Here is a 21,431-nt window from a genome sequence, read left to right as displayed (position 1 = left end):
ATTATGTCTTAAACCAGCACGCGATGATTGTATCAAGCCAATATATATCGGTATATAAGTGGCGGTTCTATGGTAACTAATGCCACGTCATGATACCTGTTCGTCGTCATTCAATTCTGAGAGCGTGAGATTTTTATAGAATCACAAACAATCATCGGGTGAATATGTCTCAGCGAATGCAACAGGGTCAACCGATGATTATTCTGGGAGATGATTCCCAGCGCACGCAGGGCAAAGACGCACAATCGATGAATATCTCGGCGGGTAAGGCCGTCGCAGAGTCCGTTCGGACGACGCTTGGTCCGAAAGGGATGGATAAGATGCTTGTCGACTCCGGTGGTGATGTTGTCGTCACAAATGACGGTGTAACTATTCTCAAAGAGATGGACATCGACCACCCAGCGGCAAATATGATTGTCGAAGTGTCTGAGACACAAGAAGATGAGGTAGGCGATGGAACGACGAGTGCTGTGGTCATTGCTGGTGAGCTTCTTGATCAAGCCGAGGAACTTATTGATCAAGATGTTCATGCAACCACAATTGCACAAGGATTCCGACAGGCTGCAGAAAAAGCAAAAGAACAGCTTGATGAGGACGCAATCGAGGTCTCCGAAGAGGATTATGATACTCTCTTAGAAATTGCTGAAACTGCAATGACAGGGAAAGGTGCTGAGTCCTCACGAGATCTGCTGTCGGAATTAGTTGTTGACTCTGTTCTTTCTGTTGCTGATGATGATTCAATCGATATTGATAACGTTTCGATTGAGAAGGTTGTCGGTGGATCCATCAGCAATTCTGAACTTGTTGAAGGTGTTATTGTTGATAAAGAGCGTGTGCATGAAAATATGCCATATATGGCTGATGACGCCAATGTTGCGCTCTTCGATGGTGCGCTTGAAGTTCGAGAAACCGAAATTGATGCAGAAGTTAATGTAACTGATCCAGATCAGCTGCAAGAATTCCTTGATCAAGAGGAAGCACAGTTGCAAGAAATGGTTGATCAGTTCGTTGATGTTGGCGCTGATGTTGTCTTTGTTGGCGATGGTATTGATGATATGGCGCAACATTACCTCGCTGAAGAAGGTATCCTTGCAGTCCGACGAGCAAAATCATCAGATCTTGATAGACTTGCCCGAGCGACGGACGCTACTGTTGTCGGCTCAGTCGATGATATTGAAGCTGATGACCTTGGATATGCCGGCTCTGTCGCACAGAAGGATATCGGCGGCGATGAACGACTCTTCGTTGAGGATGTCGATGATGCACGATCAGTGACACTCATTCTTCGAGGGGGCACTGAACACGTTGTCGACGAACTTGAGCGTGCTATTGATGACTCTCTAGGTGTCGTTCGAACGACGCTCGAACATGGGCAAGTATTGCCCGGCGGTGGTGCTTCCGAGACTGAATTATCACTTCACCTTCGAGAGTTCGCTGATTCTGTTGGTGGTCGTGAACAACTTGCTGTTGAAGCATTTGCTGAGGCGCTTGACGTCATCCCGCGCACGCTTGCAGAGAATGCAGGACTTGATCCGATTGATTCGCTTGTTGACCTGCGAAAAACGCATGACGAAGGCGAAATTACATCCGGTCTTAACGCATATACCGGCGAAGTCATTGACATGGAAGAAGATGGCGTTGTCGAGCCTCTTCGCGTAAAGACACAAGCAATTGAGTCAGCGACTGAGGCAGCTGTAATGATCCTCCGTATTGATGATGTCATTGCTGCTGGTGATCTGAAGGGTGGCGGCACGGACGATGATGATGACGCCCCTGCAGGTGGTCCTGGTGGTCCAGGCGGCGCCGGTGGCATGGGCGGTATGGGTGGCATGGGCGGTATGGGCGGCGCAATGTAATCACTGTATTACATAAGGACATACCATATCATACTGACATCTGTATCATATACTCACATCACTGCTGTGACAACACACATACAAATATAACCCATATTGCAGTCTGACTCCACCTCAGACTATTGGTTCGGAGTCAAATTCGATCGACACTTGCACTGCACTGTGATGATTTATTCTCATTTCAGCGATCTGAATCGCTTCTATGAGTCTATTTGCGGACACGAGTCATCTATCGTGATTATTTTCTTGGATATTATCGGTCTGTGTGAGCTGAATACGGGTGCTAATCCCCCGTCCTCAAGAACTGTCTTTTACCCATAAGTTCGTGGAGTCGTAACCGGACATTTCAGACGCTCTCAGAGATATTTTGAACGCAGCAAATCAAGGCGAGAAGCGACTCAGACAGTGATATCGGCTGTGGGGGTGACAGAACGCCGGTAATCAACTCCACTACAATTGTTCCAAAGAGATCCTGAAACTGTAGATACCGAGGATTTCAGTCGTGCTCGGCGATCCCATTCCGCTGAAATCCTGACTCGATTTGTGGGTAAGAGACAGTCCTTAAGAAACGAGCGAAGCGAGTAAGTAGGGCGGGGATACAGCACCGTCATCAGTTATTCATACAGTTCAATCGATACAGGTATTCTCCTCATAATTAATAGTACGATACTTCCTACACTTCTGACGGTGTTCAAACGCAAGAAAAAGCGTGCACTGTCGATTGTGGGCGAGTATCCACAGGTAGGAGTAGTTCACTCCGAACCGCCCGTGAAGGGAAATCGCCTGCGGAGTCTGGAATCCCTGTGCCCACGTTGGGTATACATTCCGACGTAGAAACAGGAAGCCCTATGCTCAACAAGCGAGAGGCGAGCAACCTCAAGCGTAGTAGGGCAGGGTAGTTCAATTGAGTGAACCCCTGTGTTAGTATGTGAAGTACCTCGGGGTCAAGCCCCGAGGCTTCACCGTTTGGGGTCTGCACGGCACCCGCAGGCGAATTTAATTCCCTCCGACCTTCCCCGTGAGGGGTCGGCTGGAATTAACACCCGAACTCCGCGAGGAGTCCGTGGAGGTCGGCGGCTTCACTCCGCCCGTTGAAACCCCCGTCGCACCACCATAGTAGCGGATTTTGAGAGGGGCTACATTTCCAAACTGTCAAACGACCAGCGAAGGAAATGAGGTCTTCATTTCCATACTTTGATGGGTTGTTTCTGGTCGTTGTCACCGTGTGAAACGCTAGAAATAGTTAAATTTGTGGCATATAGTGACGGCATTCACCCTCGGGGTCAAGCCCCGAGGCACTCTGCCTGTTAATCTGTAGAACAGGGAAATCTTGTACCAATTATTCAATAGCATTTATGTGAATATTTTTATAAGTGATATCTGCGAGTGGTACGGCTGCGGCTTCGGCTGCGGATTAACCGTTAAGATATGTTATGACTGCGACGACGGGCGCGACGGGATTCGAACCCGCGACCGTCGGATTAGAAGTCCGACGCTCTGTCCAACTGAGCTACGCGCCCACATTGAACAATATTTAGTCAATGGTAAAATGCATATGGATTCACAGCCGACACAGGATCGATATTATAATTCTGATCTCTTCCGATTGAACCTGGGGGCACTACTGCGGTCATGACCTTCTTATTAAGCTACTCTACTGGAAGAAACTCCGGGGCTTGACCCCGGAGCAGTTCACTCTGGGCTATAGCGGACTTGAGATACTTTTTTTGTAGCCCGCATATTGATCTACTATGACACTCATTTAATGCCCGCGAGCGCAACGTGTAAGTCTCGGTGTCGTGAATCGAGGCATAATGAGGGTTATCGGCACTGTTGGACTTCCTGGAAGTGGAAAGAGCGAGGCTGCTGCTGTTGCACGTAGGCTTGATATTCCGGTCGTCACGATGGGTGATGTAATTCGTGAGGTTTGTCGAAACCGAGGGCATGATCCTGCAGAACATCATGGGACTGTTGCAAAGTCACTTCGCGAGAAAGAAGGACCTGCAGCGATTGCTGAGCGATCACTTCCAATTATTAAAACGAAACTTGAATCAAGTGAGACAGTGCTCGTTGATGGACTTCGCTCTGATATTGAACTTGACTGCTTTCGTGATGCCTTCGGTGATGATTTTATTCTTGTGAGCATTGAAGCACCGTTTAAATCACGTGTAAAGCGTCTCGATAAACGTGGTCGTGATGAGACAGATCTTGATGAAACAGCACTACAGAAACGTGAAGAGCGTGAGCTCGGATTCGGGATGGGTGAAGCGATGGACCGCGCAGACGTCGTAATTGAAAATACTGAGTCACTCTCAAAGTTTCATGAGACAATCCAATACTTTCTCACCCAACGGACTGTTGACACAACTGAGCATGCTGATAGCAGTCAGCATTAACATACACAATGAACTGTACGATGAGTCAAACAGCCAAGTATCAAATCAATAATAACAATAGAGATAACTATAATCATAATGATATACAGCGTTGAGATTCAGATTACCACCCCGGTGCATGATACGGAGATAACAGATCGTGTTGAGGATGCAGTTCAAAATCTATTCCCAAACGTTACATTTGAACAGCATCCAGGCGAGATTATTGGTGAGACGCACTCACTAGAGGAATTCGCCGTATTATTGCATGAACAGGAGATTCTTGACACTGCTCGTCGAGAGTTCTTCAAACACGCCAATGATGAGTCATTTCGATTCTCAATCAAAAAGCAGGCAGCATTCAAAGGGATCATTAATTTTGCTGTCGGGAATCCAGACGAACTTGGCGATATTGAGGTGACCGTTATTGTTCATGAGCCAGATGTTGAGAGCTACATTGATCATACTGTTCCTCCGACTGAAGACGGACAGCCACAGCCCGTTGATGCTGAGTAAGCTTACGTTGAGTAAAGCGCACCGTGGGGGTGGAAATTCCCGATATGCGTCATGATCACATCAATAGCGGTCAGTAGGAGCGGTCATTACAGCAGAAGCACGCCAAGCGCGGCAGTGATGAAAATAATCTTTAATACTGTATTGACGATGATTACCTTCGAGCCAAAGGTTGGTCCCCAGATCCCATATTGGAATGGAATGGAGCGTTTGAATGTTGAGACCGCAAATGAGACGATTCCACCGAGAAGCATCGTTGCAACGGCTGTTTGTGCAGTGAATGTCGGACCCACCATCGGGGCGACTGTTGCTGCGCCAGCTGTTGTGTCAAATGCAAAAACCGCAACAACAGGGAGAGCTGCACCAGGAAGCCCGAGTACTGCCGTTAGTGGCTCTGCAATCGCTGTTAGTGCCTGAAGATTCTGTGTCTCGATCACGATTGTAATTAACACATATACAATTGCCAGCCGGGGGACGATACGTCGAGTCTTTGCAAATGTTTGCTCTCCAGCTGCGCGGAGTATGGTCCGCAATGACCGACTATCGTCAGTCGTTACAGGACCGCCGTCAGACCGCGGGGTAGTATTGCTTGTGGATCGAGTATCTGACTTTCTTGTCTTCCCTCCTGTCTCTACCTCTGCCTTCGTCAATGCATCAGAATCAGTGGTTGTCGTATGTTCTTGTTGTTGCTGCTTGCTAAGTGGTTCAGTCGAACGTAGAAGAATGGCTCCAGCAAGCACGCCCACAATCGAAATACCAAGTGCAATAGCAGCCCGCGCACCAACATAGAGGACGCCGACCCGTGCTCCAAGAATTGGAATCAAAACCGGCGCATAGAACGTGAAAATGTGCTGGACAAATCCAAAGAATGTATTTATTGTTACAGCAATCAGTGTCTCGATATCTGAAAGTCGCCCTGACTCCCTGAAGTCTGCAAGCATCCCGTAGCCGGCCGTCGTCGAGGCAGCAGTCGTTATAATTGCCGTTCCAACTTCGTCAGGGAGATTCGCAGGGCGGGTAAGATACTTTGAGATGACTGCGATGCGTTCGACAAGTCCGAACTCAACAGCAACATTTGCAAGAAAGACACCAACGGTTACGAACACTGCAATTCGAGCAACCCGTGGGATGACATCTACAAGGATTGGCCAGAAAGAATCAATCAGCGCCAGTACGTTCACATTAGCACATGTTGTCCCAAGCGACAAATTGGCATCGGTATTGAATATGACATATTTGATATTGATAAGATATGCATAATCGCACTATTTAGGATTGTGCGGATTTGGCAATGTGATTTGACTCTGTGTATATAGATACGATCAAAATCATACGTCATAATTCGTTGGAGCAACCCATCAATTAATCATAAATAGAGGGTGCTCAATCAGACTGAGATGGGGAATGAGAGTGTGACTGTGACTGTGACTGTGTCTGTGATTGGGTTTGGGTTTTCGTTTGTGTTTGTTTGTCACGAGATTGAATCGCGCGAAGTGAATACCATGATTTCAGAGATAGCACTGTTGAGAGTACTCGTTCTCGAAGTAGCGTCCACTGTGTCCGAACCTGTGGATAGCGGTGTGTAATCACTGCTGTGATTGAGTCGCCTCCGAGGATCAAGAACCCACCAAAGATTACTACAAATCCTATGATTGTGAGTGTCGAGATTGACTCATTAAGAATGATCCATCCGCCAAGTGCTGAGACAACGGGGGTAAGATAGAACAGTAGATTTGCGCGGGTTGCCCCTACCGTGTCAATCAGTGCAAAGTAACTAAGATATGCAATAGCGCCGGAGCCGATACCAACATATAATAATGCAATTACTGCTGTTGGTGTCACCGAGATAGCAGCCATTGACTCGCCTGTCATAACAGCGAGAAGGTGTGTCACAACAGCAGCAATCGGGACACCCCAAACAGTTCGTGCAGCGCTTGACATTGTCGGTGTTGACCACCGGATCACAACAGCACCAAGTGCGCTCACAACCGCAGCACCGAATATAATTGGTAATCCAATCGTTCCGACAAACGCGCTTGGGTCTGGATTCGCCACTAGCCCAACGCCAATGAGCCCTGCAACAATCCCGATGATTCCGCGTCGTGTGATTGGTTCATCCGATAATGCAAATGCCGCGAATACTGGTGTTAAAATCGGATTGAGACTCATGATAATCGCAGCAACACCACTTGTGATATATTGTTGACCAATGAATATTAGCGCATTCGTCAGTCCAATAACGAACACGCCAGTCGCGAGTATTGCAATAATATCACCTCGAGTACGTGGTCGAAGCTGCTCAAAGGATAATTTATGTGCTGCGTATCCAGCTAATACAAGCGCTCCAATATCAAACCGTATCGCAACGAATGTGAGCGGCGGGAAATATGGGAGTCCAGCTTTCGCACCAACGAATGTACCGCCGAACAACACAGCCGAGGCGATGAATAACCCAAATGCTCGTCGGGCACTCATGATCGTTCACCACCAAATCGTTGAATCCAATGCTTATCCACAATGTATATTAGACCCACATACACCTAATATAATTGATAAAAAATTGCATGCTCCATCGTCGTATCCCGGTGTGTGTATTGAGTGCAGCGTGAAATGATTGCACGCGGCGAAGAGCGTATGTCGTGGGATATGATTCAATACAGTATGGATGAAGCCTTATCAGAGATTGAGTTCCTCTCGCGATCAGCGAATCGCGTGCTTGTTCTTGAATGTCTTGCAGAGGATCGATATACACGAGGTGAACTCGGTGAAGAAATCGGTGCATCACAAGCGACCCTTGGGCGAATTCTTGAAGATTTCACAGAGCGATCATGGATACGACATGATGGGACTGAGTATGTTGCAACAGCAACAGGACGATTAGTTGCTGGTAGCGTGACTGACCTTCTTGAAAGTCTTGAAACAGAGACTAAACTTCGAGAAATTATTGATTATCTTCCAACGCATGCAATGGACTTTGATCTTGAACATCTTTCAGATGCAACAATCACTGTTCCGACACAAACGCGTCCGAGTGCTCCACTCAGGGAAGTCCTTGCTGTTATGGAGGATGCAACACACCTCCGGGTGTTTTCGCATGCATTCAATGAGCAGAGTATCGAGATTGTTGAACGAAGGGTTCGAACCGGTGCACAAACGTTTGAGGCCGTTCTCTCTGAATCCGCGATTACTGCAATTGCTGATAATCAAACGCTATGGGAACAATTACAGTCACTTGCGAGTGCTGATGACGGTCGTCTTCGTGTTCGAGCTGATGGTGTTCCTCTTGCAGCTACACTCACAAACGACACGGTTGTGTTTTTACTCCGTGATGGTCGCGGGCTTGTTCAAGCATCACTTGCAAGCAGCAATGACCGTGTCTATCAGTGGGCTGTTGAGACACACGATCATTACTGGCGAACAGCAGCGTCTTTCGACCCAGAACAATATGATGCCACTATCTCCTGAGCAGTCCGACTTGCACCTATTATCATTATCTGATTCGACATTGCGCCCGAGGCTCCTCTTCTATCTCATTAACATATCCCACACGCTTCCCCAGATCGAAAAGCTCAGATATATTACTAGTTTGCAATATGGTCACCGTTTATACCCGAAATAACACCTAGCTGACCAGTTGACATGGAATGCTATTGTGCTCGTTGGAGTTCGGATAATAAAATCACAGCACCAACAACTTACAAACTACTGAAAGAGTGTCCCATCAATAATCGCTGATGCGATTGCTTCTGAGTCAACTTCCTGTCGGGTCGTGCGACCGACAACTGGAGGGGAAACGTCATACGCGGTGAGATCGGCTTCACCACCATCGCTGAGAATGAACTTCGGATATGATGATGTATGGAAGCCTTCGATGAGAATAAACTGATATCCATTTGTCTTGAGATCCGAAACAATAGCCTCAAGCATATCAGCTTCATTCTCGGTGTCAGCCTTTCCATTCGTTGATATCTGAAACGAAAGCGATGGCGTCACGCCAACGACGGTCTCGGCACCAGCCTGTCGATGTCGATATGTATCTTTCCCTGGAGTATCTGGCTCTATATCATGATGTATCGATTTGATTGTTCCAACCTGACCAACTGTGCTAAGATGATCAATGAGTGATTCAAGAAATGTTGTTTTTCCACTATCACTTGGTCCAACAACACAAAGCGGCTGTCGCTTCATTTCTGCAGGTGATCTCGACATGTATCTATCTTTATTTGCTAATCACGTGATTTACTTGTGGCATGCGACCAGATATACTCAGTTTATATTATACAGATATATTTCAATATAATACTTGTATCGACCAGTAAAATATCATCGAACATTATTTTTAATCAGTGTATTATACAATCAGACCAATAATTTAAATATGAAGCGGATAATAATATATCATATTCGTATGTCCCGACAGGTATGATCTTGGATTCTTCCCAGTAACTATCATAAAGATTTATTACAAATCCGTGTCTCAAGTGAAATACGATGAAAGACGCCGTATCTGTACGTGCGTGACATCGCTCACTCACATCAATATATTCACAGTATCGCTCGCCAATCATTCATACAACAAATCTGATGTCAATGTTGCCATCAGATCCGATGTAAATCAAAAAATAACAGATACAATGACAGAATACCACCAAACGCGACCGACAGACGAAATCGAACCGATGATTCCAATGATCAGCGACGAAGAGACACAGTCAATACCAACACCAACGCGTGACGGTGGTCGGTACGAACGACCACCAGAAACCGACTATGCAACGTCGTACACACGTGATGTTGAGTCGATACTTCCTGGCGTTGCTGAGTTTTAGATAGTATCAATAATCTGATTACTGCTGTTTATAGAATACAAGAATTACAAGAAGAATACCCGCGTCTTCGGGCACGGGAGGATGTCAATCATTGATTCATCATGAGAGACCAATAGGCACGTTTTTACATTCTAGCATAATAATCTCTGAATAAATGAATGCAAGACGGTTTGCAGTCGCCCTGTTTGGGCTTGCAGTGTTCAGTGTGATCGGATTTCTCGCGTATGAATTTATTGCGCCACTGACTATTGCCGTCTTTTTATACTACTCGACCCGAAAATACTATACTCTCTTAGAACGGTTTCGACTTCCTGCTAGTATCCGTGCTGCCATTGCGCTTGGTTCACTTGCAATTCCGCTCATATTCTTGGTCAGTTATGCAGGGGTTTTACTCGTGCTTGAAGCGCGTGCATTTATCGATGAATATGATCTTATTTCGGTCGCAGCAGAAAATGTTTCGTGGTTTGGAAGTGTCAGCCGTGTTCCTGAATTTACAGTGCAGGGATTATATAATGCATATCAATCAGGGCAACTAACACCGCTTATTGACTTTGCAACAGCTCATGCGAGTGTCCTCACGAGTATGATCTCACAATTTACGCTGAATCTATTCATTATCACTATTGTTACATATTATCTACTCGTTGATGGCGACAAAATCGGCGCATGGCTTCTTCGATTCGACGATGAGGCAATCATTCGTGAATATCTTGAGGCAGCTGATCGAGAACTTGAGTCGGTTCTTTTCGGCAATCTGTTGAATGTATTATCAATTTCACTCATTGCTATTGGCGTGTTCAATGTGTATAATGTGTTCGTGCCTAGTCCTGCTGAGGTGCCATATCCAGCTTTAGCTGGTGGGCTTACTGGTATTGCAAGTCTGATTCCTGTTGTGGGGATGAAAATCGTCTATTTCCCGTTGACGATTCTCAGTGCGGTCCCGATTCTCCTTGGTGGTAATCCGTCTAATTTGACATATATCGCTGGATTACTTGTTATTGCCATCGTTGTAATTGATACGATTCCGGATATCGTGCTTCGGCCCCTGTTGAGTGGTGATGAAACACATGTTGGGTTGCTAATGTTGGCATATACACTCGGTCCAGTCGTACTTGGATTCTATGGACTCTTTTTCGCACCAATCTTGCTTGTGATTGGACTAACATTCGCGAACACGGCACTTCCACGGCTCCTCAATACAGCAAACAATGCAGACACAACCCCGTCGCCCTCAGGCGTTAATCCAACAAGTAATAGCGATGAGAGCCTAAGCAGTCCGGCTGCGAACGACTGATACTATGACCGTTGAGACGATTGCAGACAGGCATCTACATCATATGATACCAATCAGCTCAATTAAATCAATCAGGATTATATTCTGGGAGCGGAACAAGTGTCAGTGGTCGTGGTGTCTGCTCAATCAGCGAGTGTGAGACGCTCCCAAATATCACACGCTCAGTGCGTGAGTGACGCCGAAGTGCGGTTACAATCTGATCTGCGTCAATAGCGTCAGCTTCTCGAAGTAATTCTTCTGTTGGCGATGCCTCACGATTGAATTGTGTTGTTGATACAGGGATATCTGTTTCCTCAAAGCGGTCATTAAACACTTCAAGTGCAGTCTCGCCATCCCGTCGCTCTTCGATATCAGAGCTTGTCATAACATGTATTACAGTGAGTGTTGCATCACTGCCAAGCGTACCCTCAAGATGATCGCAGATAACCTGACTTGCCTGCTCGCTATCTGTCCCAATCAGATATGTTGTCATGAAACAGGTCGGTATGAGTAATGAATGATACTGTAGGTTTCGGTATACGCGCTATATATCCGCTTCAGAGACCGAATTTCATGCCGTCGCCATGTTTATTACGTTCAGACAACAGGAAAATGTATGGTAACAATCGCCTCAGCAGAAGAGTTTGGCACAACAGAATCGGCGCCCGCGGACATTGACTCAACAATGGTTTCACATGTTACTGAGTCGCTTGATGCTGAGATAATGACGCTTGATATGTATGAAGGTGCTACATCCGGTCAATTGTATGTTGCAGCAACGGACGGATATGAGTGTGTCACAGTCGATTCAACCGGACTATCGGTAACACATATTGAGACACCGACAGAATCGCTGACGGAACTATTTCGGATTGAGCCCGATCCAGGCGAAACCATTTCTGATGCCGTTGATACTCTCAGCTTTGCTGGCGATTAATTGTTCTTATTGATTTTGGAAATATCAATTAGATGTATCGATTGTTGTCTCTCTTCCAATCAAGACGTTCTCAATTCTTGTCTCGATATAGGACATATTCACAGCGTTACAAGGCGGATGCCACGGGGTCTGACCGAGGCAGTTCATATCGGACATCAGCATATAATCTTATTTTTTCTGCGTATTCAGACGCCCTCAGCACAATCAAATCACGATTGATATGATTCACATATTGAATATACGACAATGACATCGCCACATACCTCTGATACAGCTGATACTATCGGGTTACAATCAGCATCCACCGGCGGTACCGACGCTAATGAGTCACCAGTCAGTGTATATGAGTCGGTCATGATGACAAGTCGCCGGCTCACAACCGCATTAAAACGGGGGATAATCGCGCCTGTTGCCAAACATCACTTCGCGACAGACCGCGGATATCCGGTTACGCAGGAATTACCTGATCATACTGAATCATATCAGTTTCGAAGTCATGATTTTGAGGCTCTTGTCCGCCCAGACGAACGACAAGTTTGCAATGAGATGTACGATGGTCGTGTGATCACCCCAAGCATGCTTCTTCGTAATCCATCAGTTGCTGCTACATTACTTGAACGCGCTGAGACACTTTGGGAGAGCACATTTGGTACGCATCAGCCAGCACGTACGCAAACTGATCATCCTGGACCATTTCCGTTTCAAGAAATCTCTCCAGCAGCTGTTGCAAATTCATTTGAAACACAATACAACACGATCTGTGAATCACAGTCGCTTGCGGTTGCGATCAAAGCGATTCGAGAAGAAATGGTTTCGATTGTCGCTGACCTCTTCGAAACAAGCGAATCTGAGTTACATACGCCTGGCGGAACAGACCTGTCTGCGCTTGCTCATGCGGATTCTCTTACTGTTCCATATAGTGATGACTCAATCGCTGTTTTATCTCCGATAACGACTGGAATCCAATCAAACACGCCGACGCGTGGTGTCATTATCGGTTGCGATGATACACCTGTTGGTCTTTTCGCACATGTGACTGATGTCACAGCGCTTGACCCAACACAGGAGACAACACATACAGCGATTCGCGATGCAATGGGATTTGATCGTGAACTTGATCCATATGTTGATCATGACCGACTTGATGCTGTCCCCGGAGAGCGAATCCGACTCCAAGGTGATTTGCGCGTTGAACGTACTGATGACCTCGATGGATTCCCAAAAGAAATTGCTAGAACAACTCGCCGCCGGGAAAACCGCCGGCTTATTGATGAGTATCTCGAATCGACGACACTCCCAGCTGAGCATATATGGGGGCAGAATGATTCCATAACAATCAATGCAACACTCACCACAACGGTGTCTGAGACGGGTGGTGTGATACTTGAACCAGTAACTGCTGATAGAGATCTTGAACTGCTCTCATACGTTGAATTATTACTTGCGCTCGATCATGGACCGGGTGTCGTCTATACTGAGTATGATGACGTCCCATATATTCGCAACCCTCGCCGCCCTGGTGGACTCGCGGGCACACAACGACTCTCTGTTGCGATCGAAACCGCTCGTGAGGAGGCGAGTCGGTCACTTGAAGCACTGCTTGAGACTCAGCGTGAAGATATTGAAGCGACGGCTCGTGACCGCGCGAGTGATGCCCGCGTTGGAATTGATATACCAAAACAAGTGAACCTCCCTGTTGACAACCATCTTACGTTTATTGAAGCCGGATATGCCCCCGCTGTTGAGACGGAACCGGTTCCTGTGGCAGTTCCATCTGAGACGACACTGCACATCGTTCATGATGAACACAATACTGTCACCGTGCAGGTTTCACCCGGTGTCTATCGATTCAGCCTTCTTCCGAGAGGGCTCCAACCACCTGTCGATCGCCCAACATGGCCATCTCCGTAAGTCGTTTTGTCGATTGTCACTGCCGAGCAAAGAGACAGGACTTCAGTCGTGAGAAGAGGTCAAGACTGCTATTCAGGATAATTATATCAGTAGCGAGGTGAGAGTTCAGTGGTTTCTGCTATGTGAAGAATACCAGTATCAAAACTATATTTATTATTCATTAATGAGAATTCATATGCGTATTATCATTCATGGCGGTGCTGGGGACAGTCCGGAAGCCCCAGCGCAACGCCAATCAATTCTCGATGAGACTGCCACGCATGCCGTTAGCTCTGATACCCCAATTGATGCGGTTGAGACAGCGCTTCGAGAGCTTGAGAGTGTTGATCAGTTCAACGCTGGAAGTAGTGGAGCCGTGCAGACCGATGGTGTTCCACGCACCGACGCGGGCATGATGCGAAGTAGTCAAGATATTGGTGCTGCGTGCGCGATGACCGGTGTTGAACATGCAATTTCGGCTGCTCGAGTTGTTTGTGAAGAAACGCCACATGTTCTCCTGGCGGGTGAACAAGCGGTTGCGTTAGCCGCCGACTATGGGGTCAGGACAGACGTCGACCTATGGAGCGATGCCGATCGAACCCGATGGGACGCTGCTGATATCCCAAGCGGTGGTTCGCAGGATACTCTCGAGTGGGTTGCCGACCGCTTTGGTGGATACGATACAGTTGGCGCGGTTGCACATGACGGCAATCAATACGCTGCTGGCACATCAACACGTGGACGATGGTTTGCATTGGCTGGACGCGTCGGTGATGTTCCACAAGTCGGATCTGGATTTTACTGTTCACCAGACGGCGGTGCAAGTGCAACGGGTGCTGGTGAGGATATCGCACGTGTCACATTGAGTCGAATCGCCGTTAATCATCTTATGAGTGGTCATACGGCGGATGAAGCTGCTACAGCAGCACTTGAGACATTCATCGATACAACAGCGTCTGAAGCAGGATTGATCGTAATGGGGGCTGAAACGGTCGGAATAGCTACGAACGCACATACGATGCAGACCAGTGTTGCACAGCGGTAATCACCATATCTCAGCTGATATAAACTCATATTGTTCTAAGACAACCGTAATTGTTTTGTGCTCCTCCACGCATGACTCACTGTAGCGTGAGGATGCATGCACACCATTGACACGGGTAGTAAAGACACGGCGGTATAGCTACTGATGAACACAAACACGAGTTCTGTATCGACTGCAACGGCTGCCTCGGACGGTGGACGCTCTATCAACAGTATCGGGATTGTCAGTTTTGAGCGAAAGTGGGACACAGCAACCACTATCAGAGCAACGCTCACTGAGGAGTTCTCAACCGTTGATCTCATCGAGTATGATGGGGATGTGTTTGAGCGCCACTGGGGTGAATATGACTGCCTTCTCGGGTTGATGGCCAGTGGTATTGTGATGCGAAAAAGTGCCAATTTACTCGCAGATGCGTCTGCCCCTTCACAGCCGACTGTTGTCACCGATGAAGAGCTCACATGGGCAATTCCCATACTTGGCGGTGAGGATGGTGCAAATCAGGTTGCCACAGCACTTGAGCAAATGGGGGCGGTCCCAGCAGTGACAAGTGGGTCAGTTACCAATCGCAATGACGCACAGTCAACAGCGCTTAAATCGCATGTCGATAGCGAGACGGAAATGACCGCTACTCAATTAGATATTCGGACAGATGCATCATCAATCATCGCTCCGGAGGGACCAGCAGTGGTATTGGTTGATGATGAAACAGCGGTCACAACGACAAATACAACGACCGCTATCCTTGGCGTAGCAGCCGCGGATACAGCGACACCTGAGATAATTGATACCGCGTGGACAACGATTCTTGCAGACCACGATACGGTAACAATTGATGATGTTGCAGTTATTGCAACACTTGATCCGACTGATGCGCTCACCACCGCAGCGAAAGAGATGGGTCTCGCAGTTGCTTGCGTCGACGCGGATCCTCCCGCGGTTGACGCGGACGCAGTTACGGACGCGGAAGTAGCAGTCACACAGTTGGATACATCAATAGAATCAATCACAACCACAACTATGACGACGACCACAGCCACATCAGAAACACAAACAATGAACGGTGATACTGCAGTTACGGTAGCTCTGGCAATCATATCGGAGGATGCACAATGAGCACAACCGCTGAGACGACATCCGACGCTGGAACATTGTATGTTGTCGGCATCGGACCTGGACTCCCAGAAGCAATGACACAGCAAGCAAAAACGGTTATTGAGACAGCTGATTGTGTTATTGTTTCAAACCTTTATCAGGAATTTCTCCGCGCTGATGGGACACTTCCAGAAACAACAGCAGATATTGATGATGGGAAATACACACGACCAGACGGAACCGAACAGGAGCTTCTTCGCTCCTCAATGGGATCACAGGTTGAACTTGCAATAGAGGCATTCGAGCGTGTACGGGAAGGACAGGATATTGCACATGTCTCTGGTGGCGATCCAAACGTCTACGGCAAATCGGATTTGTTGTTCACGATGGCACGTGCAGAGGAGGCAACAGATGTCCCTATTGAGGTCATCCCCGGTGTTACCGCAGCGCTCGGTGGAGCCGCGAATCTGGGAGCTCCATTGAGCAATGACTTCTGTACGGTCTCACTTTCAGACAAGTGGCGTGGATGGGCTGAAATCGAAGAGAAACTCCGTGCAGCAGCGATTGCAGGCTTCATTATTGTTCTATACAACTGTTGGCGTGACTATGAGCGTGCGATTGAGGTAATTCGTGAAGAGCGTGCTGATGACGTCCCGGTGGCGATATTCAACGATGCCGGTCGTGAGACAGCAGGCCGAAATCTCGATGATGAAACACACACGATATGCCAACTCGATGAGGCGACAACACATGATGACAAAGTCGGTGGTATGGGAACATCGATTCTTGTTGGAAATCATGAGACGACAGTATGGCGAAATGACACCCGAGCATTTCTTGTTACACCCCGTGGTGGACGCGATGTTGAGGACTTCTGAAACAACCAATAATAAAAATTGCATATAATACCAATGAGTACTGACGACACAGCAGACACGAAAGACACGGCAGAATCGAGTTCAGATCAAAACCCAACTCCGCAAGTAGAACCCGCTGATGTAGCGACAGAATCGACGTGTGGTGCATCACAGACACAAGCTGGCGCTGAATCGACAACAGCGTCTGACTCAACATCACAGTGTGGTGGGTCGACGGATGCATCTGCATCCGCATCGTCCAGCAGTAGTTCTTCGTGTGGAGCAACGTCAACAGATGAAGATGATACATCTGAGAATGTTGGTGCCACGGTTGATGATTTTGAAGCGGACCCTGGGCGACTTCTTGCCGTTGGACTTGGTCCTGGGCAGCCGGAGGGAATGACAGCTCGTGCACGTTCAGCACTTGGATCTGCTGAGCACATTGTTGGCTATACCACGTATATTGACCTCCTTCCGGATGAGATTACTGAAGATGCAGACGATATCTATGATACCCCAATGTGTGGAGAGGTGTCACGAACTGAGGAGGCAATTGACCGGGCACTTGCTGGAAATGATGTTGCGATTGTCGGCTCAGGCGATCCGAATGTCTACGCACTTGCGGGACTTGCACTTGAGATTCTTGAATCAAAGGGTGGCACAGCTTCAATGGTTGAGTTTGAAGTTGTTCCAGGCGTGCCAGCAGCACAATCATGTGCAGCACGTGTTGGAGCCCCTCTCGTCAATGACACTGTTTCGGTTTCGTTGTCAGACCATCTTACATCGATGGAGACAATCGAATCACGACTTCATGCTGTTGCTGCCGAAGGATTCACAATCACTATATACAATCCATGGAGTCGAAAACGGCGTGAGAACTTCGAAACTTGTTGTGAGATTCTTCTTGAGCATCGTGATCCAGACACTCCCGTTGGAGTTGTTCACGGTGCTGGTCGGGATGATGAGCAAAGTAAGATTATCGAACTTGGTGAACTTGAGTCACTCGGAGAGACTGATCTTATTGACATGACAACGACAATTATCGTTGGAAATGAAGAGACGTACGTCTGGGATGATCGCATGGTCACACCACGTGGATACGAGACAAAATATGACTATTAAATATTTATTAGAGTATACCTGTCAAATATCAATCAATATACTATCTAAGCCACCTATGATACTACTAACAGCATACGGATCCATACCAAACGATGCTCAGAGCGCGACTCGTATCTCCAGTGTTTCTACGCACAATCGACACGCACTCAGGGGAGTCCAATGAGTCTTGAAATCACCGCTCCTGCGAATCTACTTGATCCATCTCCGGAAACAGCGTATTTTTGGGGTCGTGTTGTTGGTGATGGGGCGATTGCAGATAACCGAATCCGGATTCGAACAAGCGATGAAACAGCTGCCCATCGACTTGCTGCTATTGCTGAGCCTGAGCAAACACGCGATGGAAGCGATGAAACTGAACAGAAACAGGACGGAATAACCCATCATGTTCGCGAACGGGAGTACCTCCATGATACGTCCATCACTCGTCGCGAAAACGAATATATGGTTACAGTAACCGGTGATATTACTGCTGATGCGGCATCGAAACTTGGACTGCCAACCCCAATGGGAGCATTTGAGAAGGTAGAATCGAATGCTACATCGAACGCTACATCGAACGCTACATCGAACGCTACATCGAACGCTACATCGAACGCTGAGACTGATATTACCACCACATCTCATCCAGATTATGATTTTGCGGACCTAACTGAGTACACACAGCCGTTACTTCGTGGACTCTTCGAGGGGTGTGGGACAATCTGTTATAAGCAATCTGCTGGAGCAGTTGGACTCTCATTTGTCCATGACAAGCGGATACTTAAACGGATTAATGATCTGCTCGGGAATCTATCCGTACCAACACCGACAAGCGACCCGGCTCCGGCTTCAAGTAGCGGTCATTGGTTCAGCCTTGACGATGACGCTGCTCCTGCTGTTGGTCGTCAACTCTACGCTGATACAGACTCAACGGGTCTATTCGCACCAAGTCGCCGTCGTAAACTGCTCGGCTGTCTTGACCGAATTGATAATGAGTAATCAGAACATCAAAACCTCAATCTCTCCATCACCGCAGTCAGCAACTGCAGCAAGATTTGACGATGAGGCAGTGCTGCTTATCGGTCATGGCTCTCGTCGTGAAAAGTCGAATGAGCAGGTCGAGACCCTCGCTGCTGATCTTGAAGCCCGTCTTGACGTGCCGACTGATGCCGCATTTCTCGAACTTGCGACTCCAGCGATTGAGGAAGCAATCGACACGCTTGCGGCTTCAGTCAGTGCAATTTCTGTTGTACATCTCTCGTTATTTGCTGCGAGCCATGTCAAAAATGATGTTCCACTGGCGCTTGAGCAAGCCCGTACAGATTATCCTGAATTAACGATTAACAACGGAGCGCATCTTGGCGTTCATCCGGCACTCATTGACTTATTGGATGACCGCGCTGCAGCAGTCGAATCAACGCTTGAGGTTGATAGACACACAGACGATGTTGCAGTCGTTCTGTGTGCTCGTGGCTCGAGTGATCCGGATTCAAACGGAGACGTTCACAAACTTGCTCGGTTGTTGTATGAAGGACGGGAATTTGATGATGTCGCAGCTACATTCATTGGAGTGACAGACCCAGTACTTGATGAGACACTTCATCGTGTTGCAAAAACGCGTCCAGATGCAATCGTTGTTCTGCCATATATGCTTGGTGATGGCGTCCTGACTGGTCGAATTCGTGAAGGTGCCGACTCATTTGATGAAGAATATCCATATCTCTCAGCCGCCGCTGGCGATCCACTTGGGACGGACTCACGACTTCTTGATGTTCTTTCAGACCGATGGCAGGAAGCTCGCACTGATAGTGTTGAGATGTCCTGTGATACGTGTAAATACAAAGTTGACCTCGAGGGGTATGCTGAAGATGTTGGTGGTGCACGGGCGACATTACGAGCGCTTATTCATCAAGAAACACACGCCGATCGCGATGATGTAGACTCGGATCCGGATACGCACGATGCCCCCGCAAAGCATGTTACCGTCTGTATGAATCAGACGTGCGCTGCGGATGGTGCTGCGAGCGTTCTTGAACAGTTACGACAGTCTGCCCGCGATTCTGATACCTGTGATGTCCGCATTACACGGAGCTCCTGTCTTGGTCGGTGTGGTGATGGTCCTATGGTTGCTGTTTACCCTGATGGCGTCTGGTATGGCAGTGTCGATGATGAAGGAGCAACCGAGATTGTCTCCTCACATCTTGATCGGGATCGAATCGTCAGTGACTATGTTGATCAGACACTATAATTATTATACAGACAATGACTTGCCACGAAATTGAAGCACTCAAACTTGGATTGATGAACGTTCTTGGTACCACTGATGAAAGCGCCCGACAGCACGCATACGCAGAGCTTGAGGGTGCGCTTGAGGGACCAATTGAAGCACTTGCTGAGGCTGAGGACCTCTCAGCCGTTCAGCGGCATCTTGATGCAGCACTCGTTGATCTTGAAGAAACAGTTGCAACGACTGAAAAAAGCGACCCTGAGTATGATTACCTCCGCGGACGACTCATTGCTGTCCGCGATGCCGAACAGTCAATTCAACGACTCAGTATGCAGGGAGAGTCGGTGCTTAATGGGTTTGCTGAGACGCATGACTTACTGCATGAGACTTTCCCAGTCGACGAATGATGTAATGTTGAATTATCTCAGACCTCTTAGGTGATCAACTGTCCTCGTTTGGTCTTTGAGAAACGCTCTTGTGAAGCGGATTGTTGGTGATGACTCTCCGAACTGAGTAAATTCGGTAGATCGGTTCTTTCACCCTGTCTCACTCTCGTTCTGGGAAGCTCAGGCGCCGTAGAGAAATACAAAAATCGCCCGACTGCTCGCCACCAACAATGTACTTCATAAGAGCGTTGAGAAATAAATAATCGGATTGATTCTATGATACCGGTCTTATTACAAAATGTAAATAAGGCAATCAATTGCGATTTATATGCGGAGCAGGGTGAGAGCCCCCGACCACAAGAGTCGGGATTATTCACACTGGTATCATTGTTACGCTGAATATTTTCTCTCTGAATTAGTAATATTGTCAGCGAATGAGCTGACAGCGATGCCAACCTTATCAAGAAACATCTGAAAAGCATGACCTGTCGGGAATGATCGAATATCAAATTTATCGGAAGATGCGTTCTGCTGTAACATTTCAACAGTTGGATTGATGCTGATCATCTCATCTTGTGTTCCGTAGATAAGTTGTGTTGGGATGTTTGTATTGTATAAGGCGGTTGTTGTTTCAACAACTGACCCATCATCAATTGATTGTGGTGGGGCAAGTGCAGATACAAACTCAACGCAGGTGCTTGTTGTTGCAACGCCAATTGCGAGCGCAGCACCGAAACTATATCCAAATAATCCACACTGATCATATCGATTATGTGCCCACTCGAGAGCGTTAGCAACGTCAGCGTACTCACCGTGACCGTGGTCCCACGACCCATATGTAATCCGTAGGCAATCAATCTCCGGAGGGAGTTGGTCACTCACAACTTGGAGTCGTCTATCACTACTATGACCACCATGCTGTGGGTGTGGTGGACATGCAATCACACAACTATCGATTGTATACTTAGCTTTGCTCTCCCTCGTATCCAGGTGCCCACGGGCGTCTCGTCCACCGTTAAAATGAACAGTGTGACTCACAATTAGTTATTC

The 21,431-nt window shown here is 47.6% G+C and carries 20 protein-coding genes and 1 tRNA gene; 15 read left to right on the top strand and 6 right to left on the bottom strand.

Annotated elements, in window-relative coordinates; genetic code table 11:
- Positions 1 to 194: 194 nt before the first annotated feature.
- Positions 195 to 1,856 (top strand): thermosome subunit alpha, encoded by a 1,662-nt coding sequence (gene thsA / locus HQRW_RS11470; protein WP_049892323.1) that lies wholly within the window; start codon positions 195 to 197, stop codon positions 1,854 to 1,856.
- A gap of 1,446 nt (positions 1,857 to 3,302) precedes the next feature.
- Here thsA and HQRW_RS11465 read toward each other — a convergent pair.
- A tRNA-Arg gene (locus HQRW_RS11465) sits at positions 3,303 to 3,376 on the bottom strand.
- A 294-nt stretch (positions 3,377 to 3,670) separates the two neighbouring features.
- On the opposite strand from HQRW_RS11465, the gene HQRW_RS11460 reads away from it, so the two are divergent.
- Both HQRW_RS11460 and HQRW_RS11455 read left to right on the top strand, forming a co-directional pair.
- Entirely contained in the window at positions 3,671 to 4,252 is a 582-nt protein-coding gene (locus tag HQRW_RS11460) for an AAA family ATPase (RefSeq protein ID WP_014556720.1), read from the top strand.
- Between the two features lie 78 nt (positions 4,253 to 4,330).
- Entirely contained in the window at positions 4,331 to 4,747 is a 417-nt protein-coding gene (locus HQRW_RS11455; protein ID WP_011572256.1) for an RNA-binding domain-containing protein, read from the top strand.
- Positions 4,748 to 4,833: 86 nt separating this feature from the next.
- On the opposite strand, the gene HQRW_RS11450 is transcribed toward HQRW_RS11455, so the two are convergent.
- Together HQRW_RS11450 and HQRW_RS11445 are read right to left on the bottom strand one after the other, a co-directional pair.
- On the bottom strand, positions 4,834 to 5,925 hold the full coding sequence (locus HQRW_RS11450; RefSeq protein WP_014556719.1) for a nucleoside recognition protein: 1,092 nt from the start codon (positions 5,923 to 5,925) through the stop codon (positions 4,834 to 4,836).
- Between the two features lie 202 nt (positions 5,926 to 6,127).
- A complete protein-coding gene (locus HQRW_RS11445) occupies positions 6,128 to 7,219 on the bottom strand; it encodes a DMT family transporter (protein ID WP_014556718.1) in 1,092 nt (363 codons plus the stop codon).
- Positions 7,220 to 7,405: 186 nt separating this feature from the next.
- On the opposite strand from HQRW_RS11445, the gene HQRW_RS11440 reads away from it, so the two are divergent.
- Positions 7,406 to 8,209 carry a helix-turn-helix transcriptional regulator gene (locus HQRW_RS11440; RefSeq protein WP_014556717.1) on the top strand — a complete coding sequence of 268 codons (804 nt, stop codon included), beginning with the start codon at positions 7,406 to 7,408 and terminating at the stop codon, positions 8,207 to 8,209.
- Positions 8,210 to 8,446: 237 nt separating this feature from the next.
- Here the strand turns inward: HQRW_RS11440 and mobB are convergent, their stop codons facing one another.
- The gene (gene mobB / locus HQRW_RS11435; RefSeq protein ID WP_014556716.1) at positions 8,447 to 8,953 is read right to left on the bottom strand and encodes a molybdopterin-guanine dinucleotide biosynthesis protein B; all 507 of its coding nucleotides are present in this window, start codon (positions 8,951 to 8,953) and stop codon (positions 8,447 to 8,449) included.
- A 425-nt stretch (positions 8,954 to 9,378) separates the two neighbouring features.
- Here mobB and HQRW_RS15665 point away from each other — a divergent pair, with 425 nt between their 5' ends.
- Positions 9,379 to 9,573 carry a hypothetical protein gene (locus HQRW_RS15665; protein WP_149031558.1) on the top strand — a complete coding sequence of 65 codons (195 nt, stop codon included), beginning with the start codon at positions 9,379 to 9,381 and terminating at the stop codon, positions 9,571 to 9,573.
- 154 nt (positions 9,574 to 9,727) lie between these two features.
- A complete protein-coding gene (locus HQRW_RS11425; RefSeq protein ID WP_014556714.1) occupies positions 9,728 to 10,867 on the top strand; it encodes an AI-2E family transporter in 1,140 nt (379 codons plus the stop codon).
- Between the two features lie 67 nt (positions 10,868 to 10,934).
- On the opposite strand, the gene HQRW_RS11420 is transcribed toward HQRW_RS11425, so the two are convergent.
- Positions 10,935 to 11,339 carry a universal stress protein gene (locus HQRW_RS11420; RefSeq protein ID WP_011572249.1) on the bottom strand — a complete coding sequence of 135 codons (405 nt, stop codon included), beginning with the start codon at positions 11,337 to 11,339 and terminating at the stop codon, positions 10,935 to 10,937.
- Positions 11,340 to 11,462: 123 nt separating this feature from the next.
- Here HQRW_RS11420 and HQRW_RS11415 point away from each other — a divergent pair, with 123 nt between their 5' ends.
- The 9 genes from HQRW_RS11415 (at position 11,463) to HQRW_RS11375 (ending at position 20,402) form a co-directional block, all read left to right on the top strand.
- Positions 11,463 to 11,783, top strand: coding sequence for a hypothetical protein (locus tag HQRW_RS11415; protein WP_014556713.1), 321 nt, complete (start codon positions 11,463 to 11,465; stop codon positions 11,781 to 11,783).
- A gap of 246 nt (positions 11,784 to 12,029) precedes the next feature.
- On the top strand, positions 12,030 to 13,694 hold the full coding sequence (locus HQRW_RS11410) for a hypothetical protein (protein WP_014556712.1): 1,665 nt from the start codon (positions 12,030 to 12,032) through the stop codon (positions 13,692 to 13,694).
- A gap of 175 nt (positions 13,695 to 13,869) precedes the next feature.
- Positions 13,870 to 14,718 carry an isoaspartyl peptidase/L-asparaginase gene (locus tag HQRW_RS11405; RefSeq protein WP_011572246.1) on the top strand — a complete coding sequence of 283 codons (849 nt, stop codon included), beginning with the start codon at positions 13,870 to 13,872 and terminating at the stop codon, positions 14,716 to 14,718.
- 144 nt (positions 14,719 to 14,862) lie between these two features.
- Positions 14,863 to 15,831: a cobalamin biosynthesis protein CbiG gene (locus HQRW_RS11400; protein ID WP_014556711.1), complete on the top strand. Its 969-nt coding sequence runs from the start codon at positions 14,863 to 14,865 to the stop codon at positions 15,829 to 15,831.
- Complete coding sequence (locus HQRW_RS11395) at positions 15,828 to 16,688, top strand: precorrin-3B C(17)-methyltransferase (RefSeq protein WP_014556710.1); 861 nt, start codon at positions 15,828 to 15,830, stop codon at positions 16,686 to 16,688. Before HQRW_RS11400 ends, HQRW_RS11395 begins: the two co-directional genes overlap by 4 nt.
- 33 nt (positions 16,689 to 16,721) lie before the next feature.
- Entirely contained in the window at positions 16,722 to 17,789 is a 1,068-nt protein-coding gene (cobJ, locus tag HQRW_RS11390) for a precorrin-3B C(17)-methyltransferase (RefSeq protein WP_014556709.1), read from the top strand.
- A 159-nt stretch (positions 17,790 to 17,948) separates the two neighbouring features.
- Positions 17,949 to 18,767: a hypothetical protein gene (locus HQRW_RS11385; RefSeq protein ID WP_014556708.1), complete on the top strand. Its 819-nt coding sequence runs from the start codon at positions 17,949 to 17,951 to the stop codon at positions 18,765 to 18,767.
- Positions 18,760 to 20,016, top strand: coding sequence for a CbiX/SirB N-terminal domain-containing protein (locus HQRW_RS11380; protein ID WP_014556707.1), 1,257 nt, complete (start codon positions 18,760 to 18,762; stop codon positions 20,014 to 20,016). The genes HQRW_RS11385 and HQRW_RS11380 overlap by 8 nt, the downstream gene beginning before the upstream one ends.
- Before the next feature lie 14 nt (positions 20,017 to 20,030).
- Positions 20,031 to 20,402, top strand: coding sequence for a DUF3209 family protein (locus HQRW_RS11375; protein ID WP_011572240.1), 372 nt, complete (start codon positions 20,031 to 20,033; stop codon positions 20,400 to 20,402).
- Positions 20,403 to 20,771: 369 nt separating this feature from the next.
- Here the strand turns inward: HQRW_RS11375 and HQRW_RS11370 are convergent, their stop codons facing one another.
- On the bottom strand, positions 20,772 to 21,419 hold the full coding sequence (locus tag HQRW_RS11370; protein WP_014556706.1) for a dienelactone hydrolase family protein: 648 nt from the start codon (positions 21,417 to 21,419) through the stop codon (positions 20,772 to 20,774).
- Positions 21,420 to 21,431: the final 12 nt, after the last annotated feature.

This window comes from Haloquadratum walsbyi C23 (assembly GCF_000237865.1).
Lineage (GTDB): Archaea > Halobacteriota > Halobacteria > Halobacteriales > Haloferacaceae > Haloquadratum > Haloquadratum walsbyi.
The sequence above is the reverse complement of the archived record's forward strand: the minus strand, read 5'-3'. Positions and strand labels throughout refer to the sequence as shown.

Coding starts and splice junctions, on each gene's coding strand:
- thsA (WP_049892323.1), top strand. CDS start 195: ATGATTATTCTGGGAGATGATTCCCAGCGCACGCAGGGCAAAGACGCA.
- HQRW_RS11460 (WP_014556720.1), top strand. CDS start 3,671: ATGAGGGTTATCGGCACTGTTGGACTTCCTGGAAGTGGAAAGAGCGAG.
- HQRW_RS11455 (WP_011572256.1), top strand. CDS start 4,331: ATGATATACAGCGTTGAGATTCAGATTACCACCCCGGTGCATGATACG.
- HQRW_RS11445 (WP_014556718.1), bottom strand. CDS start 7,219: ATGAGTGCCCGACGAGCATTTGGGTTATTCATCGCCTCGGCTGTGTTG.
- HQRW_RS11440 (WP_014556717.1), top strand. CDS start 7,406: ATGGATGAAGCCTTATCAGAGATTGAGTTCCTCTCGCGATCAGCGAAT.
- mobB (WP_014556716.1), bottom strand. CDS start 8,953: ATGTCGAGATCACCTGCAGAAATGAAGCGACAGCCGCTTTGTGTTGTT.
- HQRW_RS15665 (WP_149031558.1), top strand. CDS start 9,379: ATGACAGAATACCACCAAACGCGACCGACAGACGAAATCGAACCGATG.
- HQRW_RS11425 (WP_014556714.1), top strand. CDS start 9,728: ATGAATGCAAGACGGTTTGCAGTCGCCCTGTTTGGGCTTGCAGTGTTC.
- HQRW_RS11420 (WP_011572249.1), bottom strand. CDS start 11,339: ATGACAACATATCTGATTGGGACAGATAGCGAGCAGGCAAGTCAGGTT.
- HQRW_RS11415 (WP_014556713.1), top strand. CDS start 11,463: ATGGTAACAATCGCCTCAGCAGAAGAGTTTGGCACAACAGAATCGGCG.
- HQRW_RS11410 (WP_014556712.1), top strand. CDS start 12,030: ATGACATCGCCACATACCTCTGATACAGCTGATACTATCGGGTTACAA.
- HQRW_RS11405 (WP_011572246.1), top strand. CDS start 13,870: ATGCGTATTATCATTCATGGCGGTGCTGGGGACAGTCCGGAAGCCCCA.
- HQRW_RS11400 (WP_014556711.1), top strand. CDS start 14,863: ATGAACACAAACACGAGTTCTGTATCGACTGCAACGGCTGCCTCGGAC.
- HQRW_RS11395 (WP_014556710.1), top strand. CDS start 15,828: ATGAGCACAACCGCTGAGACGACATCCGACGCTGGAACATTGTATGTT.
- cobJ (WP_014556709.1), top strand. CDS start 16,722: ATGAGTACTGACGACACAGCAGACACGAAAGACACGGCAGAATCGAGT.
- HQRW_RS11385 (WP_014556708.1), top strand. CDS start 17,949: ATGAGTCTTGAAATCACCGCTCCTGCGAATCTACTTGATCCATCTCCG.
- HQRW_RS11380 (WP_014556707.1), top strand. CDS start 18,760: ATGAGTAATCAGAACATCAAAACCTCAATCTCTCCATCACCGCAGTCA.
- HQRW_RS11375 (WP_011572240.1), top strand. CDS start 20,031: ATGACTTGCCACGAAATTGAAGCACTCAAACTTGGATTGATGAACGTT.